This window comes from Prauserella cavernicola (genome assembly GCF_016595675.1).
In the GTDB taxonomy this organism is placed as follows: Bacteria; Actinomycetota; Actinomycetes; order Mycobacteriales; family Pseudonocardiaceae; genus Prauserella_A; species Prauserella_A cavernicola.
On sequence record NZ_JAENJH010000004.1, the window covers coordinates 341,918 to 356,346 of the forward strand.

14 protein-coding genes and 1 riboswitch are annotated in these 14,429 nt (G+C 72.0%); all 14 genes read left to right on the forward strand.

The features are described 5' to 3' along the window. The first annotated feature begins 1 nt into the window (after position 1). The 14 genes from pcaG (at position 2) to JHE00_RS19445 (ending at position 14,195) form a co-directional block, all read left to right on the forward strand. A complete protein-coding gene (pcaG, locus tag JHE00_RS19380; protein ID WP_200319995.1) occupies positions 2 to 532 on the forward strand; it encodes a protocatechuate 3,4-dioxygenase subunit alpha in 531 nt (176 codons plus the stop codon). Next, on the forward strand, positions 525 to 1,862 hold the full coding sequence (gene pcaB / locus JHE00_RS19385) for a 3-carboxy-cis,cis-muconate cycloisomerase (RefSeq protein ID WP_200319998.1): 1,338 nt from the start codon (positions 525 to 527) through the stop codon (positions 1,860 to 1,862). The genes pcaG and pcaB overlap by 8 nt, the downstream gene beginning before the upstream one ends. Next, on the forward strand, positions 1,859 to 2,629 hold the full coding sequence (gene pcaD, locus JHE00_RS19390; protein WP_200320000.1) for a 3-oxoadipate enol-lactonase: 771 nt from the start codon (positions 1,859 to 1,861) through the stop codon (positions 2,627 to 2,629). The genes pcaB and pcaD overlap by 4 nt, the downstream gene beginning before the upstream one ends. Continuing rightward, a complete protein-coding gene (gene pcaC, locus JHE00_RS19395; protein WP_200320002.1) occupies positions 2,626 to 3,006 on the forward strand; it encodes a 4-carboxymuconolactone decarboxylase in 381 nt (126 codons plus the stop codon). Before pcaD ends, pcaC begins: the two co-directional genes overlap by 4 nt. 51 nt (positions 3,007 to 3,057) lie before the next feature. After that, the gene (locus JHE00_RS19400) at positions 3,058 to 3,861 is read left to right on the forward strand and encodes an IclR family transcriptional regulator domain-containing protein (protein ID WP_200320004.1); all 804 of its coding nucleotides are present in this window, start codon (positions 3,058 to 3,060) and stop codon (positions 3,859 to 3,861) included. Then, entirely contained in the window at positions 3,858 to 4,430 is a 573-nt protein-coding gene (locus JHE00_RS19405) for a nucleotidyltransferase family protein (protein WP_200320006.1), read from the forward strand. Before JHE00_RS19400 ends, JHE00_RS19405 begins: the two co-directional genes overlap by 4 nt. A 46-nt stretch (positions 4,431 to 4,476) precedes the next feature. Further along, positions 4,477 to 5,367: an AAA family ATPase gene (locus JHE00_RS19410; protein ID WP_200320008.1), complete on the forward strand. Its 891-nt coding sequence runs from the start codon at positions 4,477 to 4,479 to the stop codon at positions 5,365 to 5,367. 45 nt (positions 5,368 to 5,412) lie between these two features. Continuing rightward, positions 5,413 to 6,534 carry a vWA domain-containing protein gene (locus JHE00_RS19415; protein WP_200320010.1) on the forward strand — a complete coding sequence of 374 codons (1,122 nt, stop codon included), beginning with the start codon at positions 5,413 to 5,415 and terminating at the stop codon, positions 6,532 to 6,534. Further along, positions 6,527 to 7,651 (forward strand): XdhC family protein, encoded by a 1,125-nt coding sequence (locus JHE00_RS19420; RefSeq protein ID WP_200320012.1) that lies wholly within the window; start codon positions 6,527 to 6,529, stop codon positions 7,649 to 7,651. Before JHE00_RS19415 ends, JHE00_RS19420 begins: the two co-directional genes overlap by 8 nt. A 253-nt stretch (positions 7,652 to 7,904) precedes the next feature. Continuing rightward, positions 7,905 to 8,444, forward strand: coding sequence for a (2Fe-2S)-binding protein (locus JHE00_RS19425; protein ID WP_200320014.1), 540 nt, complete (start codon positions 7,905 to 7,907; stop codon positions 8,442 to 8,444). Next, on the forward strand, positions 8,445 to 10,886 hold the full coding sequence (locus JHE00_RS19430) for a xanthine dehydrogenase family protein molybdopterin-binding subunit (protein WP_200320016.1): 2,442 nt from the start codon (positions 8,445 to 8,447) through the stop codon (positions 10,884 to 10,886). Beyond that, positions 10,883 to 11,737: an FAD binding domain-containing protein gene (locus JHE00_RS19435; RefSeq protein WP_200320018.1), complete on the forward strand. Its 855-nt coding sequence runs from the start codon at positions 10,883 to 10,885 to the stop codon at positions 11,735 to 11,737. The genes JHE00_RS19430 and JHE00_RS19435 overlap by 4 nt, the downstream gene beginning before the upstream one ends. A 95-nt stretch (positions 11,738 to 11,832) precedes the next feature. Beyond that, positions 11,833 to 12,567 (forward strand): SRPBCC family protein, encoded by a 735-nt coding sequence (locus JHE00_RS19440; protein WP_200320020.1) that lies wholly within the window; start codon positions 11,833 to 11,835, stop codon positions 12,565 to 12,567. 563 nt (positions 12,568 to 13,130) lie between these two features. Continuing rightward, entirely contained in the window at positions 13,131 to 14,195 is a 1,065-nt protein-coding gene (locus JHE00_RS19445) for an NAD(P)-binding domain-containing protein (protein WP_200320432.1), read from the forward strand. 117 nt (positions 14,196 to 14,312) lie between these two features. Further along, positions 14,313 to 14,402, forward strand: a riboswitch (glycine riboswitch). The last annotated feature ends 27 nt before the right edge of the window (positions 14,403 to 14,429 follow it).

Sequence of the window (14,429 nt, forward strand, 5' to 3'; positions counted from 1 at the left end):
GATGAGCACTCCTTCGCAGACGGTCGGTCCCTACCTCGGGCTCGGGCTGCCGTGGGACGACGGACCCTCGGTGGTGGACGAGGGCACGCCGGGCGCGGTGTGGATCCGCGGTGTCGTGTACGACGGTGCGGGCAAGCTGGTGCCCGACGCGTTGATCGAGACGTGGCAGGCCGACGCCGACGGCCGGTTCGACCACCCCGACGACCCGCGCGGTGCGACGTCCGGGTTCCGCGGTTTCGGCCGCTGTCCCACCAACGACGAGGGCGAGTACGGCATCCGCACCGTGGTGCCCGGCGCGCTGCCCGGCGAGGCGCCGCACATCAACGTGTCGGTGTTCGCACGCGGGTTGCTGCACCGCGTGGTGACCCGGATCTACTTCCCCGGCAACGCCGAGGCCAACGCGGCCGACCCGGTGCTCGCCGCGGTTCCCGAGGATCGCAGGGGCACGCTGATCGCCACCGAGTCCGGCGACGGCTACACGTTCGACGTGCGGCTGCAGGGCGAGGGCGAGACAGTGTTCTTCGATGTCTGAGTTGTTCGATCACCTCTTCGCGGCAGGCGCCGTGCGTGAGGAGACCTCTGATTCCGCGTGGTTGCGCGGAATGCTGGACTTCGAGGCCGCGCTGGCGGCGGCGCAGGCCGACGCCGGGCTCGTGGAGCGCACCCACGCGGACGCCATCGCCGCGGCCTGCGAGGTGGACGCCTTCGACGTCGCCGAGCTGGGCAGGCGGGCGACGGGCATCGGCAACCCGGCCGGTCCGCTCGTGCGGGCGCTCACCGAGCGCGTCGGCGGCGACGCGGCCCGGCACGTGCACCGTGGAGCGACGAGCCAGGACGTGGTGGACACCGCGGCGATGCTCGTCGCCACGCGCGCGCTGGTGCCGCTGCTCGCCGACCTGCGCGCCTGCGCCGACGTCGCGGCCCGGCTCGCGGAGGAACACGCCGGCACCGTCCAGGTCGGACGGACGCTGCTGCAGCACGCCACGCCGGTGACGTTCGGCTTCGCCGCCGCGGGCTGGCTCACCGCGCTCGGTGCCGTGGACGAGCGGCTGGCCGCGCTGCGGCTGCCCGCGCAACTGGGCGGTGCCACGGGAACACTCGCCTCGCTCGGTGAGCACGGTCTGCCAGTGCTGAGCGCCCTGTGTGACCGGCTCGGCCTCGCCGAACCGGTGCTGCCGTGGCACACCGACCGCACCTGCGTCGCGGAACTGGCCGGGGCGCTGGGCGCGACGGCGGGCGCGGTGTCCGGCATCGCCAGGGACATCGTGCTGCTGGCGCAGACCGACGTCGGCGAGGTGCACGAGCAGGGCCCGCCCGGAACGGGTGGCTCGTCGACCATGCCGCACAAGCGCAACCCCGTGGCCGCCGTGGCGGCGCTCGGCTCGGCCAAGCAGACGCCGGGACTCGTCGCCGACCTGCTGGCGGCGATGGAACAGGAGCACCAGCGCGCGGCCGGAGCGTGGCACTCGGAGTGGCGGCCGCTCACGGAACTGTTGCGCGCCACCGGATCCGCGGTGTACTGGCTGCGATCGAGCCTCGAACGCCTGCGCGTCGACGCCACCGCGATGCGCGCCAACCTGGATCGCAGCGGGGGAGTGCTGCTCGCCGAGCGGGTCACCACCGAGCTGGCTCCCGAGGCGGGCCGCCTCGCCGCGCACGACGCGGTGACGGCCTGCTGCCACCGCGCGCTCGCGGGCGAGGGCGAGCTGGCCGACCTGCTCACCGCCGACCCGCTCGTGGGCGAGCACCTCTCCCGCACACGCATCGCGGAACTGCTGGATCCCTCGGGTTACCTTGGCAGCGCCGGAATGTTCGTGCGGCGCGCGCTGGCCGCGCACCGGGAGCGGAAGGAGAGGCAGTGAAGGTCAACCATGTGGTCGAGGGCCCGCCCGAGGGCGAGGTCGTGGTGCTGTCGGGCTCGATCGGCAGCAACCTCAGCATGTGGGACCCACAGGTCGGACCGCTGATCTCGGCCGGGTTCCGCGTGGTGCGCTACGACCAGCGTGGCCACGGCCGCACCGCCGTCCCCGACCACCCGGCGACGCTGGCCGAACTCGGCGGCGACGTCCTGGAGCTGCTCGACACGCTCGGCGTCGAGCGCGCCCACGTCGTGGGGCTCTCGCTCGGTGGCATGACGGCGATGTGGCTCGGGCGGCACGCGCCCGAGCGGGTCGGCGGGCTGGTGCTGTGCTGCACCTCGGCCAGGCTCGGCACGCCGGAGTCGTGGCGGCAGCGGGCCGACGACGCCCGCGCTCGCGGCATGGCGGCCATCGCCGACACGAGCATCGGCCGCTGGTTCACCGCCGACTGGCTCGTGGCCCATCCCGACCTCGGTCGCGAGTACCACCACATGACGGCCGCGACGCCTGCCGAGGGCTATGCCGCGTGCTGCCACGCGATCGGCGGCATGGACCTGGTGCCCGACCTGCCCGAGATCACCGCTCCGACGCTCGTGATCGCGGGCGCCGACGACCCGGCCACCCCGCCGGAGGGCCACGGCGATGTGCTCGCCAAGTCCATCCCCGGCGCGCGGCTCGAGATCGTGGAGCAGGCCGCGCACCTCGGCAACGTCGAGCGGCCGGAGCGGTTCAGCGAGCTGATCACGACCCATCTGAAGGCGGTGCGATGAGCGACGACGCGTATTCCGAGGGCATGAAGGTCCGGCGCGACGTGCTCGGCGACGAGCACGTCGACCGCGCCGTGGCCAACACGACCGAGTTCACCCAGCCGTTCCAGGACTACATCACGCGCTCCGCGTGGGGTGCGGTGTGGACCCGCGACGGGCTGGACCGCAAGACCCGCAGCTGCCTGACGCTCGCCGTGCTCACCGCGCTGCACTGTCACGGCGAGATCGCGATGCACGTGCGCGCCGCGATCGGCAACGGGCTCACTCCCGACGAGATCTCCGAGGTGCTGCTGCACACGGGCGTCTACGCGGGTGTGCCCGCGGCCAACGAGGCGTACGCCATCGCGTCGCGCACGCTGGCCGAGATGGGCGAGCTCTAGAACAGGCCACCCCTTGTCGAGGCGCTGTGCGCCACTGTGCTGGAGTCAGGCATGGAAGAAGAAGCCACTCGCGCCGCGCACCACGTGCAGTCGCTGGAGCGCGGGCTCGCGGTCATCACGGCGTTCGGAGCGGGTTCGCCCGCGCTGACGCTGAGCGACGTCGCGAAGAGCACCGGCCTCACCCGCGCGGCGGCGCGGCGCTTCCTGCTCACCCTGGTCGACCTCGGCTACGTGCGCACCGACGGCAAGTACTTCTCGCTCACCGCCCGGGTGCTGGAGCTGGGATACGCGTTCCTGTCGAGCATGTCGCTGCCCGAGGTCGCGCAGCCGCACCTGGAGCGGCTCTCGGCCGAGGTGCACGAGTCGAGCTCGGTGTCGGTGCTGGAGGGTGCGGACATCGTCTACGTCGCCAGGGTCGCGGTTTCGCGGATCATGGCCGTGACGATCAACGTCGGCACGCGCTTTCCCGCCCACGCCACGTCGATGGGGCACGTCCTGCTCGCCGGGCTGTCGCGAGCCGGGCTCGACGAGTTCCTCGCGGAGGCCTCGTTCGAGCAGCTCACGTCGCACACCATCGTCACGGCCGGGGCGCTGCGCACGGAGCTGGAGTCGGTGCGCGCCAACGGATACGCGCTCGTCGACCAGGAGCTGGAGGAGGGACTGCGCTCGGTCGCGGCCCCCATCCACGGGCCGGGCGGCGAGGTGGTGGCGGCGGTGAACCTGTCCACGCACGCCAGCCGCAACACCCCCGAGTCGGTGCGGGCCGAGCTGTTGCCGCCGCTGCTCGCCGCGGCCCGGAACATCGAACAGGACCTCGCCATGACGTCACCTTCCTCGCCGGCGCGCGTGTCGTGAGCACCGCGGGCGTGCTGCTCGCCGCCGGAGCGGGCACGCGGTTCGGCAAGCCGAAGGCGCTGGCCGAGCTCGACGGCGAGGCGCTGGTGACCCGCGCGGTGCGCGTGCTCGCCGAAGGCGGGTGCGCGCCCGTCGTCGTGGTGCTCGGTGCCGGTGCCGAGCAGGCGCGCCCGCTCGTGCCGGACGCCGCGCACGTGGTCGTCGCGCCGGACTGGGCCGAGGGCATGGGCGCCTCGCTGCGCACCGGACTGGCTGCGCTGGCGGTGCTCGGCGAACGGCCGGACGCGGGCCTGGTGCACCTCGTGGACCTGCCGTGGGTGGGCCCCGAGGTGATCGCGCGGCTGCTCGCGCGCGGCGGTCCCGAGGCGGTGGCGCGCGCCGCCTACGACGGCGTGCCGGGGCACCCCGTGCTGTTCGGGCGACGCTGGTGGGCCGAGATCGCCGAGCAGGCCGTCGGCGACAAGGGCGCGCGCGGCTGGCTGTCCGGCCGCTCCGACGTGGCGCTCGTGGAGTGCTCCGATCTCGGCAGCGGCACCGACGTGGACACCCCCGGCCACGGAGTCGGCTGACGACTTCGTTCCGTGCGGGAACCGAGATCCATCTAGGCTTCGGGGTGTGACAGACGACAGCACCGCAGCCGTCGGCTCACCGCACGACCTGACGAAGCTGCTCGAAGGCATCGGCTACCTGGCCGACGACGGCGTGGCGACGGCCGCGTTCCTGGCCCTGCGCATGCGCAGACCGCTCTTCTGCGAGGGCGAGCCGGGCACCGGGAAGACGTCGCTGGCCGTGTCGCTGGCCGAGGCACTCGCGCTTCCGCTCATCCGCCTGCAGTGCCACGAGGGCATCGACGCGGGACAGGCGCTCTACGAGTGGGACTTCCCCCGCCAGCTGCTGCACCTGCGGGCGCTGGAGGCCGCGGAGGGCGGCAGGCTCGACGTCGACGAGGCCGAACAGTCGCTCTACACCGAGCGGTTCCTGCTCGCCAGGCCGTTGCTGCGCGCGCTGCAGTCGGCCCCGTGTGTGCTGCTGGTCGACGAGATCGACCGCGCCGACGACGAGTTCGAGGCGTTCCTGCTGCAGCTGCTCGACGAGAACACCGTGACGATCCCCGAGTACGGCGAGGTGCGGGCCGAGGTGCCTCCGCTCGTGGTGCTCACGTCCAACCGCACGCGTGAGGTGCACGACGCACTCAAACGCCGCTGCCTCTACCACTGGCTCGAACATCCGGGGCTCTCCCGCGAGATCGCCATCCTGCGCAGCCGGATCCCCGGCGTCGGCGAGCGGCTGGCCGAACAGGTCGCCGAGGCCGTGCAGCGGCTGCGCACGATGGAGCTGCTCAAGCCGCCCGGTGTCGCCGAGGCGCTCGACTGGGCCCGCGCGCTGCTCTCGCTCGACCGCGACGAACTCGACGCCGAGTCGGCAGCCGCCACGCTGGGCGCAGTGCTGAAGTACAGCGAGGACCTCGACCGTGTCCGCGCCAGGCTGGACGCACTGCTGGCGTAGTCGTGCCCACCACCTGGAGCGTGGTTCAGGGGCACAATGGCGGATATGGGCGCTCCGGTGACCGTTGACCCGTTGCCCGGCTTCGTCGGATTCGCGGCCGTGCTGCGGGAAGCCGGGCTGCCCTGCGACGCCCACCGCGTGCAGGCCTACCTCGCCGCCGTCGAACGCCTCGACGCGGGCGATCCGGAGCAGGTCTACTGGGCGGGCAGGCTCACGCTGTGCGCCGATCCCGACGACCTGCCGCGCTACGACGAGGCCTTCGACGCGTGGTTCACCGCCGCGCCGCCCCTGCGCTCGCGCACGCCTGTGCCGACCCCGCAGCGGGCCACGATCGCCGCGCTCGTCGCCCGCGACCAGGACGGCGGCGCGGGCGAGGAGGAGCCGGGCCAGGAGCTCGCCGTCGCCGCCAGCGACGTCGAGATCCTGCGCGAGCGCGACCTCGGCGAGCTGACAGACGCCGAGCGCAGGCACCTGCGCGAGCTGATGAGCACCCTGCGGCCGCACCTGCCGACGCGCTCGTCGTCGCGGTACCGGCCCGCGCGCAGGGGCACGCTCGATCCTCGCCGCACGCTGCGCGCGATGCTCGCCGACGGCGGCGAGACCGGCAGACTCGCCTACTCGCGGCACCGGGCCCGCGCGCGCAAGCTGGTGCTGCTCGTCGACGTGTCCGGCTCGATGAAGCCCTACTCCGACTCGTTGCTGCGCTTCGCCCACGTGGTGGTGCGCGCGGCGCCCGCGAACGTCGAGGTGTTCACGCTCGGCACACGGCTGACGCGGGTCTCGCGCCAGTTGCGCCAGCGCGATCCCGAGCGCGCGATGCTCGCGGCGGGGCAGGCCGTCGCCGACTTCGCTGGCGGAACCAGGCTGGGGGAGACGCTGCGCGGTTTCCTCGACCGCTGGGGCCAGCGCGGACTGGCAAGGCGTTCTGTGGTGGTGCTGTTCTCCGACGGCTGGGAACGCGGTGACGTGTCCCTGCTCGGCGAGCAGGCCGCGCGCCTGCGCAGGCTCGCACATGCGGTGTTCTGGGTGAACCCGCACGCGGGCCACGAGGGTTACGCTCCGGTCCAGTCGGGAATCGCCGCCGCGCTCCCGCACATCGACCGGTTGCTGGCCGGGCACAGCCTGGCGACGTTGGAACGACTTCTCCGGGAGATCCGCGATGCATGACGTGCTGGACGAACTCCACCGCCGGTGGTCCGAGGGCGAGACGGTGGGTGTGGGCACCGTGGTGGCCACGTTCTCGTCCGCGCCGAGGGCGCCCGGCGCGGCGATGCTGGTGGCCGCCGACGGCTCCGCCGTGGGCAGCGTGTCGGGTGGTTGCGTGGAGGGCGCCGTCTACGAACTGGCCCAGCAGGTCGTGGAGAACTCCACACCGGTGCTGCAGCGCTACGGTGTGAGCGACGACGACGCGTTCGCCGTGGGCCTGACGTGCGGCGGCATCATCGACATCTTCGTGGAACGCGTCGACCGCGAGTCCATGCCGGAACTGGGTGAGCTGGTGACCTCGGTGCGCGAGGGACGGCCCGTCGCGGTCGTCACCGTGATCGAGCACGCCGACCCCGCGCTGCTGGGCAGGCGCATGCTCGTGTGGCCCGACCGCGCGAGCGGGGGGTTCGGCTCGGAGCGCATCGACGACGCGGTGCTCGACGACGCGCGCGGACTGCTGGCCGGAGGCCGCTCGGCGACCCTGCACTACGGCCCCGACGGGCAGCGCAGGGGCGAGGGCATGGCGGTGTTCGTCAACACCTTCGAGCCGCGGCCGAGGATGCTGGTGTTCGGCGCGATCGACTTCGCCGCCGCGATGGCGCGGATGGGCACGTTCCTCGGCTACGAGGTCACCGTGTGCGACGCGCGGCCGGTGTTCGCGACGAAGACGCGGTTCCCCGAGGCGCACGAGGTGGTCGTCGACTGGCCGCACCGCTACCTCGCGGCCGAGGCCGAGGCGGGCCGGATCGACGGCAGGACGGTGGTCACGGTGCTCACCCACGACCCCAAGTTCGACGTGCCGCTGCTCGAGGTCGCGCTGAGCCTCGACGTCGGCTACATCGGCGCGATGGGTTCGCGGCGCACCCACGACGACCGCATCGCCCGGTTGCGTGAGGCCGGGGTCGGCGACGTCGAGCTCAAGCGACTCGCGTCGCCGATCGGACTCGACCTCGGGGCGCGCACCCCGGAGGAGACCGCGGTGTCGATCGGCGCGGAGATCATCGCGCAGCGCTGGGGCGGCGGCGGGCGCAGGCTGTCCGATCTCGACGGCCGGATCCACGGCGAACAGGAACGGTAGTTCCACGCGGATCTGGCGCAGAGCAGGAAAGTTGATGACCGATCGGGGGACCCGATCCGCGAATCGGGAACGAGTCTCGCACATTGATCCGCACCTGCGGATGGAGCAGGGTCGGCTCGTCAGACGGGGGGTTGTCCGACTGGGCCGAAAGTAGCAGGCTCGAAGTGTGAGGCCGATCACCGGCGGCGGTGATCGGCTCAGGCCGTTCCCCAGCGGCCCGCCCCGTGCGGGCCGAGCCACCACAGGAGGCCCCATGCGCATCACCGTCACAGTCGACGGAACCAGCTACACCGACGATGTCGAGCCTCGCACGCTGCTCGTGCACCACCTGCGGGAGCGACTCGGCAAGGTCGGCACCGTGGTCGGTTGCGACACCAGCAACTGCGGAGCCTGCACCGTGCACCTCGACGGGCACAGCGTCAAGTCCTGTTCCGTGCTCGCGGTCCAGGCCGACGGCAGCGAGGTCACCACGGTCGAGGGCCTCGCCCGCGACGGCCAGCTTCATCCCGTGCAGCAGGCCTTCCACGACAACCACGCGCTCCAGTGCGGGTTCTGCACTCCCGGCATGATCATGCAGTCCATCGACCTGCTCGCCGACAACCCGGACCCCGACGAGCACGCGGTGCGTGAGGGTCTCGAGGGCAACCTCTGCCGCTGCACCGGCTACCAGAACATCGTCAAGGCCGTGCGCGACGCGGCTCACCACATGCGCCCCGGCGCGGGCCCTGAGGCAGAGCGGGTCGCCGACACCGGGAGCCGGACGGCATCGAGCGTCGGAGGAGGTGGCGAGTAGATGACCGCCACCATCGAACCCGAGGTCGGCAAAGGCCGGCTTCGCAAGGAGGACGAGCGGCTCGTCACCGGCCGCACGCGCTGGACCGACAACCTGACGCTGCCAGGGCTGGTCCATCTCGCCGTCCTGCGCAGCACCATGGCTCACGCGAAGATCGTCAGCATCGACACCTCCGCGGCCAAGGAGATGCCGGGCGTCGTCGCGGTGTTCACGGGCGACGACCTCGACCCCGACGGCGCCATCGGCATGCCGTGCGCCTGGCCCATCACGCCGGACATGAAGTCGCCACGCAGGCCCGTGCTCGCGCAGGGAACGGTGAACTTCGCGGGCGAGGGTGTCGCCGTGGTCGTGGCCCGCGGCGCGGCCGAGGCCGAGGACGCGCTCGCCGAGATCGACGTCGAGTACGACGAGCTGCCGGTGGTGCTCGGCCTGGAGAACGCGCTCGCCGAGGGCGCGCCGCTCGTGCACGAGGACCTGGGCACCAACCGCAACGCCGTGTGGATCTTCGACTCCGGCGAGGCCGGTTCCGGTGCCCCGGTGGAGCAGGCGATCTCCGATGCCGAGGTGGTGCTCAAACGGCGCTTCCGCCAGCAGCGCCTCGTCCCGGCGTTCATGGAGCCGCGCGCGTGCATGGTCGACCCGACCGCCCCGCAGCTCACCATGTGGTCCGCCACGCAGATCCCGCACATCCTCAAGACGATGTCGGCGCTGACACTCGGCCTGCCCGAGCACAAGATCCGGGTGATCGCGCCGGACGTCGGCGGTGGCTTCGGCGGCAAGATCGCCGTGCTGCCCGAGGAGATCATGTGCCTGCTGGTGGCACAGAAGCTCGGCAAACCGGTGAAGTGGACCGAATCCCGGTCGGAGACGATGGTCGCCGCGCACCACGGCCGCGACCAGATCCAGGACCTGACCATCGCGGCCACCCGCGACGGCACGGTCACCGGTCTCAAGGTCGAACTACTCGCCGACATGGGCGCCTACCTCGGCCTGGTCGGGCCGGGCGTGCCGATCCTGGGCGCGTTCATGTTCAACGCGATCTACAAGATCCCGGCGTATCACTTCGCGTGCACCAACGTGTTCACCAACACCACGCTCACCGACGCCTACCGCGGAGCGGGCAGGCCGGAGGCCACGTTCGCGATCGAGCGGATCATGGACGAGCTCGCCGCCGAACTGGGCATGGACCCGATGCGGCTGCGCGAGCAGAACTGGATCAAACACGAGGAGTTCCCCTACACCACGGTCTCGACGCTGACCTACGACTCGGGCAACTACGAGGCCGCGACGGCGAAGGCCATGGAGCTCTTCGGCTACGAGTCGCTGCGCCAGGAACAGCGGGAACGTCGTGACCGCAACGACCCCGTCCAGCTCGGCATCGGCATCTCGACGTTCACCGAGATGTGCGGTCTGGCGCCGTCGCGGGTGCTCGGCTCGCTCGACTACGGCGCCGGCGGCTGGGAGCACGCGGCGATCCGCATGCTGCCCACGGGCAAGGTCGAGGTGATCACGGGTGCGTCCGCGCACGGGCAGGGACACGAGACGGCGTGGAGCCAGATCGTGGCCGACCAGCTCGGCGTTCCGTTCGAGGACGTCGAGGTGCTGCACGGCGACACGCAGTCCTCGCACAAGGGACTCGACACCTACGGCTCGCGGTCGCTGGCCGTCGGCGGCATCGCCGTGGTGAAGGCGACGGAGAAGGTCATCGACAAGGCCCGCAAGGTCGCCGCACACCTGATGGAGTGCTCCGAGGACGACCTGGAGTTCGCGGGTGGCAAGTTCACGGTGAAGGGCACCGACACGTCCACGGGCATCGGCGACATCGCGCTCGCGGTCTTCGCCGCGCACGACCTGCCCGAGGGCATCGAGCCGACGCTGGACTCCGACGCGGTGTACGACCCGGAGAACTTCTCGTTCCCGCACGGCACCCACCTGTGTGCCACCGAGGTGGACACCGAGACCGGGCGCGTGCGGATCCGTTCGTACGTTTGCGTCGACGACGTCGGCAAGGTGGTCAACCCGATCATCGTGGAAGGCCAGATGCACGGCGGGCTCGCGCAGGGCATCGCGCAGGCGCTGTACGAGGAGGCGGTGTACGACGAGAGCGGCACGCTCACCTCGGGCACGTTCGCCGACTACCTGCTGCCCTCGGCGGTGGATCTCCCGGAGTTCACCACCGACCGCACCGAAACGCCGTCGACCACCAACCCGCTGGGCGTCAAGGGAGTCGGGGAGGCGGGCACCATCGCCTCCACCCCGGCCGTCGTGAACGCCGTCGTCGACGCCGTCCGTCACTACGGCGTCGACGACATCGAGATGCCACTGACCCCGATGCGGGTGTGGCAGGCGATCCGCACCGGCGAGAAGGCGGCGGGCGGACCCGGAGCCGAGTCCGGTGGAGGTCTCGGTTCGATCGACGCGGCACACGGAGGTGCTCAGTGATCCCCGCACCATTCGACTACGTCGCGCCGTCCACTGTGGATGACGCGGTCAGGGCGCTCGCCGACGCGGGCGAGGACGCCAAGGTCCTGGCAGGCGGGCAGAGCCTGCTGCCGGTGCTGCGCGTGCGGCTGGCCGCGCCGACGAAGATCATCGACCTGGGCAAGGTCGCGGAGCTGCGCGGCGTGCGCGAGGAGGGCGACCACCTCGTGATCGGGTCCATGACCACGCACTACGAGGTGCAGCGCGACCCGCTCATCGCCGAGCACGCGACGCTGCTCGCGCGGGCGACCGACACGGTGGCCGACCCGCAAGTGCGGCACCGCGGCACGTTCGGCGGATCGCTGGCCCACGCCGACCCGGCGGGTGACCTGCTGGCTCCGGCGCTCGCGCTGGACGCCGAAGTGGTCATCCAGGGCATGGACGGCAAGCGCACCGCGACGGCGGCCGACTTCTTCGAGGACTTCTTCACGACCTCGCTGAGGCCGGACGAGATCCTCGTCGAGGTCAGGGTGCCGAAACACACCGGCTGGCACGCCCACTACGAGAAGTTCAACCGCGTCGCGCAGGCGTGGTCGATGGTCGCCGTGGCGGCGACCGTGCGCACCGACGGCGACGCGATCGCGGAGGCCAAGATCGGGCTGACGAACATGTCGTCGATTCCGATGCGGGCCACGGCGGTGGAACAGGCGCTCGTCGGGCAGCCCGCGACGACCGAGGCGATCCGCGCGGCAGCCGAGCACGCGGCCGAGGGCACCAACCCGACCGTCGACGGCAACGCCGACGTCGAGTACCGCCAGCACCTCGCCCGGGTGCTCACGGGCCGCGCGATCTCCGCGGCCATGGCAGGCTGAAGTTTCGTCCCCTCGAGGCCACTTCGGTTGTGCGTCCGCGCAACTAAAGTGGCCTCGGGGGCAGCTTGACCGCGACTCAGGAAGGAGGTCGGCCCGTGCGGCTCGACCACGAGTTCACCGTCCCGGCGCCCATCGACGAGGTGTGGAAGGCGGTACTGGACCCCGAACGGGTCGCGCCCTGCATGCCGGGGGCCACGCTGACGTCGGTGGAAGGCGACACCTTCAAGGGCACGGTGAAGGTCAAGCTGGGGCCGGTCTCCTTGCTGTACAAGGGATCTGGCGAGTTCCTGGAGAAGGACGAGGGCGCGAGGCAGATCAAGATCAAGGCCTCCGGCAAGGACGCGCGCGGCGCGGGCACGGCCGCCGCGACGGTCACCGTGACGCTCGCGTCGGACGGTGACACCACGAAGGGCGCCGTCGCCACCGACCTGAACGTCACCGGCCGCCCCGCCCAGTTCGGCCGCGGCATGATCTCCGAGGTCGGCGGCAAGATCCTGGACGCGTTCGCGACCAACCTCGCCGACGAGCTCGGCGCGAAGAGCGCCAAGGACGAACCCGCGGCTCCCGCGCCGGCGGGTACGGACACCACGCCGGGTCAGGCGGATGCGGCGTCGGCGTCGTCGGGTGCGGCGGGTGCGGCGGCCCCGCAGGCCCGCCCCGAGAGCGAGAAGCCGAAGCTCGAGTCGGTCAAGCCGGTCAAGGAAGCCGAGGCGATCGACCTCTTCGACTACGCGGGAGCGTCGGTCGCGAAGCGGCTGGCCCCGGTCGTGGTCGGCGTAGCCGCGGTCCTGGGTGTCCTGGCGATCATCAGAGCCCTCCGCCGCCGCTAACGCCCGCACAACCCACCCGCCCGAGCCGCGAGCCGCGCACGCGGACCCGCGAGTCCCCCGCTCAGGCAGGCGAGTCCCCCGTTCAGGACCGCGAGTCCCCCGCTCCAGCTCGCGAGTCCCCCGTTCCGGCTCCCGAGTCGCCCGCTTTTGCGTGCGAACTCTCCGTTCGCCGCGCGAGCTCCCTGCCGGAACGCACGAGTCCTGGGCCTGCAGGCGGAGGCCGGCGCGCGACGCGCGCGCCGGAAGCGTTTCCCTCGCCCATCCTCGCTGACGCCGACCCGAGCTGGTGTCGGTCGCGAGCGGGCCACTCGTGGGCCGGAGTGGGGGACTTACGCGCCTGCGTGGGGAACTCGCGGTCGGGGAGTGCACGACTAGCGCGCCCGATTGCGCGACTCGTGGTCGCGAGCGGGCAACTCGAGTACCGGAGCGGGGGACTCGCGTGCCTGGGCGGGGGACTCGCGGGGCCGGGTGCACGACACGCGCTCGCGCGCGGCTGCGCCGGGCGTGGGATGGGCCACTGCGCCGGCGGGAAGGTGTGCCGGGTGGGGCCGGTTGTAGGCGGTATGCGGGCTGATCACGAGACCGACGTCGCCGTCATCGGCGCGGGGCAGGCCGGATTGTCGGCCGCCTACTTCCTGCGCAGGGCGGGGCTGGCCAACGAGACGGGCTTCGTCGTGCTCGACCACGGCAAGCGGGCTGGCGGCGCCTGGCAGTACCGCTGGCCCTCGCTCAAGCTCGACAAGGTCCACGGCATCCACGACCTGCCCGGCCTCGCCCTCGGCGACACCTCCGCCCACCGTGACAGCCCGGCGTCCGAGGTCGTCTCGGCCTACTTCGACCGCTACGAGCGCACCTTCGACCTCCCGGTGCACCGTCCCGTCGACGTGCAATCGGTGAGCCGCACCGACGACGGCCGGTTCCTCGTCGAGAGCGCCACCGAGTCGTGGGCCGCCCGCGGCATCCTCAACGCCACCGGCACCTGGGACCGCCCGTTCTGGCCGTACTACCCCGGCCAGGAGACCTTCCTCGGCAGGCAGCTGCACACCGCCGACTACGCGGGCGCCGCCGAGTTCCGCGGCAAGCGCGTCGTGGTGGTCGGCGGCGGGAGCTCCGCCGTGCAGCAGCTGCTGGAGATCGCGCCGTTCGCCGCCGACACCGTGTGGGTGACGCGCAGGCCACCGGAGTTCCTCGAGCACGAGTTCACGTCCGACTACGGCCGCGCCGTGGTGGCCGACGTCGGCGAGCGGGTCCGCGCGGGCCTGCCACCGCGCAGCGTCGTCGGGGTCACGGGCCTGGCTCTCACGCCCGAGACGCGCCGCGGCATCGACGAGGGGATCCTCGACCGCAAGCCGATGTTCCAGCGCGTCACCCCGCACGGGGTCGACTGGGCCGACGGCAGCACCTGGCGCGCCGACACGATCCTGTGGGCCACGGGCTTTCGCGCCGCACTCGACCACCTCGCCCCGCTGCGCCTGCGCGGTCACGGCGGCGGGATCCGCGTCGACGGCACCCGCGTGGTGGACGAGCCGCGTGTGCACCTGGTCGGCTACGGCCCGTCCGCCAGCACCGTCGGCGCCAACCGCGCGGGTCGTTCCGCCGTGCGCGAGCTGATGGACACGCTGGGCTAGCACCGTCCGAGCCCGGGCGTGGCGGGACGCGTTGTTCATCACTGCCGCGCGGTTCTGGTGGACGGTCGAATCCCGGACGCGTAGGTTACGTGCCTACAAGTCCATATCGAGGCTGTTCGAGCCAGGGCGGGAGAGTCCCCGTACGACGGGGCACCGAAGGAGCAAGCTCCCCACCAATCTCTCAGGTACCGCTACCGCCCATGGTTAGGCCACTCTGGAAAGCAGGCTCGCGTA